Source organism: Vulcanococcus sp., from assembly GCF_044369115.1.
Classification (GTDB): Bacteria; Cyanobacteriota; Cyanobacteriia; order PCC-6307; family Cyanobiaceae; genus Vulcanococcus.
This window is the reverse complement of sequence record NZ_JBIPMN010000254.1, coordinates 1-2,600: the sequence shown is the minus strand read 5'-3', so window position 1 is coordinate 2,600 and position 2,600 is coordinate 1. Positions and strand designations below refer to the sequence as shown.

Below are 2,600 nucleotides of genomic sequence, written 5' to 3'. Positions count from 1 at the left end.
CCGTCATCTCGATGATCCGAGTGCGGTGGAGGATCCGCTCAAGGCGGTGCTGGAGGAGGCGATCAGCCTGCGGGAGGAGCAACGGCCAGAGCTGTCGTTGGAGCTGTTGGAAATCGCCCGTTCCGCTGGCCTCAGCAGTGATTGGATTGAAGACAACCGCGCCCGGGCTCTGTTGGCCCTCGGGCGGCTGGAGGAGGCCCAGGTGCTGCTGGAGGCCCTCAGGGGCAGTGCGATCGAGGCGGTTGCCGAGGCGGCCCAGGCGCAGCTGGCGGAGCCGAACGATGCGGACCAGGAGTTGGGCACGGAGTTGAGCCAGGAGCAGCACCAAGCGCTCACCGCCCTGCTGGAGCAGGCCATTGCCCTGCGTCAGGAGCATCAGCTGGAGGCCTCACTGGCCCTGCTGGATCAAGCCCTGGCGGATGGCCACAGCAGCCCCTGGCTGCAGGACAACCGGGCCAGAGCCCTTGTGAACCTCGGCCGGCGCCTGGAGGCCGAAGCCCTGTGGCGCACGCTCACCACGGACCCCGATGAAGCCGTGGCCGCGATGGCCAATGCCATGGCTTCGCAGTTGCGCGCTGCTGTGCTCGACGACCTGCTGTGGGCTGCCAACCAGGCCTTTGCGGAGCACCGTTGGACGCCACGCTTCCTCGGCCCTGCGCTTCCGAGTTTGGAGGCGGCTGAGGAGGCTGTGCTGCAGGAGGCGATCGCCAGCCGCGAAGCCAACAGGCATGAGCTCTCGCTCGCCCTGCTGAACAAGGCCCTGGAGCTGGGCTTCCCATCCCCATGGCTGAAGGACAATCAGGCCAGAGCGCTGGTGAATCTGGGACGGCGCCGCGAAGCAGTGGCGTTGTGGGAGGAGCTGTCTGCTGTGGACGACGACGCTCTGCGTGGGGTGGCCTCAGACCTGGCGGCTGAGCAAAGACGCCAGCTGATCCAGGAGCTGCAACAGCAACTGGGCTGGACTGCCGCGGAGCAAGGCATCCCCCTGCAGTGGGTGCCGCACAGCTTCGAGACCGTTGCGGCTATTGAGGAAGCGATCCTCAAGGATGCGATTGCGGCTCGGGAAGCAGGCAATGCCAAAGGCTCACTGGCCCTGCTGGATGCCGCCTATGCAGCTGGGTTCACATCCGGTTGGTTGCAGGACAATCGGGCGCGGGCGTTGGTGCACCTGCAGCGGACCGTGGAGGCTGTGGCCATCTGGCGGACAATCCCCGCTGACCAGGATGAACCACTGGCTCGCGCCATTGCTGAGATGATGGACCTGTTTGGCCGTGAGGCCGATCGGGAGGCGACGACTCAACGGGTTGATGCCCTGGTGGCAGACCATCAGCCGGATGCTGCGGTGCAGCTGCTCACTGAAGCGATCCTGCAGGACCCTGATTGGGATGGCTGGCAGGAGACTCTGAAGCGTGTGGTTGCTGAGCAGGAGCAGCCGGATTCACCTGGCGACGACCTGCTGCGTGTGGAGCTACGGGAACCCCAACTGGCGTTGCGCGCCTTCGAGGCGTTCCTCAGGGCCGTGGAGCAGCGCCAGGCGAAAGCTGTTGTTTAACCAGCACTGCGAGCAGTTTCTGCACCTCACGCTGCTGCTGGCCGTGCTGGTTCAGCAGACTGTGCTGGCTTCGGGATAGCAGGAAATAGTGCTCCAGCTCTTCTTGAACCTGATGCAGCTGCAGCAGGGTGAGCTCTGCTTCCTCCTGGGCTGTTTTGAGAGCGTCGTCTTGACGCTCTAGCTGTTGCTCCAGTTCCGCCACCCGGGGTTTCAGCTTCTCCAGCTCCTGGCTGCTGGCTTCGAGTAGTTGCTGCCTTTCACGATCTGCCAGGACAATCGCCTCCAGCTCCTCTTGAACCTGGTGCAGCTGCAGCAGGGTGAGTTCTGCTTCCTCCTGGGCTGTCCTGAGTTCGCTCTCTTGGCGCTCCAGTTCGGTGGGGGCCCCCAGGGCATGGCGCAGCTCCTGCAGCAGCAGGTCTCCCTGGGTGCTGCCCTGGCGGAGCCGCTGGCGATAGTGGAGATCGGGTTCGCGGCCCAGCAGTTCGGCCCTCAGTTCAAGATCCAGATAGGCCTCCAGCAGCTGGGGCTCAACTTCGATCAAGCTGAGCAAGGCAGCACCGACCAGGGACGGGATGGGAATGGGCTGAGCCACTGGCGCTTGGAATGGCCCCCCCGTGTTGGCGTGGCTGGCGATCCAGTCGCGCAACCCCCTGGGGCCGAGTTGCTGCAGCTGCCAGTGGGCCAACAGGGGCTGGGCTGTTCGCTCCGACCAATCCAGCAGCTGCCGATAACCTTCAACCAGCTGCTGCAGCGTGGGCTGCACAGCTGCTGCAACCAGCTGATCGGGGCTGTCGTAGATCAGCAGGCCATCCGCGTTGGGGGCGGGTGGCTTGGTGGAAGGCCATGGTTCAAGGCCCGTCGTGGTGAGCAGATCCACCGTGGCGGCAGGCAGCGGGAATGGCGAGTACCAATACGTCATGTCGCAGCCAACACGGCAGTGATCCTGGGCAGATTATCGAGGCTGCAAGCATGGGACCCGACTGAGGGAGGGCATGGTCCAGTGGTGGTGTCGGCTGGAGGCCCATGGGGCCGGCGATCCATCGCTGCT

At 64.8% G+C, this 2,600-nt stretch carries 2 protein-coding genes; one reads left to right on the top strand and one right to left on the bottom strand.

Going from position 1 to position 2,600, the window contains the following annotated elements; genetic code table 11:
• On the top strand, nt 1-1,552 hold a 1,552-nt coding region (locus ACIQ2E_RS14090; RefSeq protein ID WP_398331884.1), incomplete at its 5' end, for a hypothetical protein.
• Here the strand turns inward: ACIQ2E_RS14090 and ACIQ2E_RS14085 are convergent.
• Entirely contained in the window at nt 1,512-2,471 is a 960-nt protein-coding gene (locus ACIQ2E_RS14085) for a hypothetical protein (RefSeq protein ID WP_398331881.1), read from the bottom strand. The two genes, ACIQ2E_RS14090 and ACIQ2E_RS14085, sit on opposite strands and share 41 nt — an antisense overlap.
• Nucleotides 2,472-2,600: the final 129 nt, after the last annotated feature.

Bases quoted from the DNA above. Each gene is read 5' to 3' on its own strand.
- ACIQ2E_RS14085 (WP_398331881.1), bottom strand. From the start codon at position 2,471: ATGACGTATTGGTACTCGCCATTCCCGCTGCCTGCCGCCACGGTGGAT.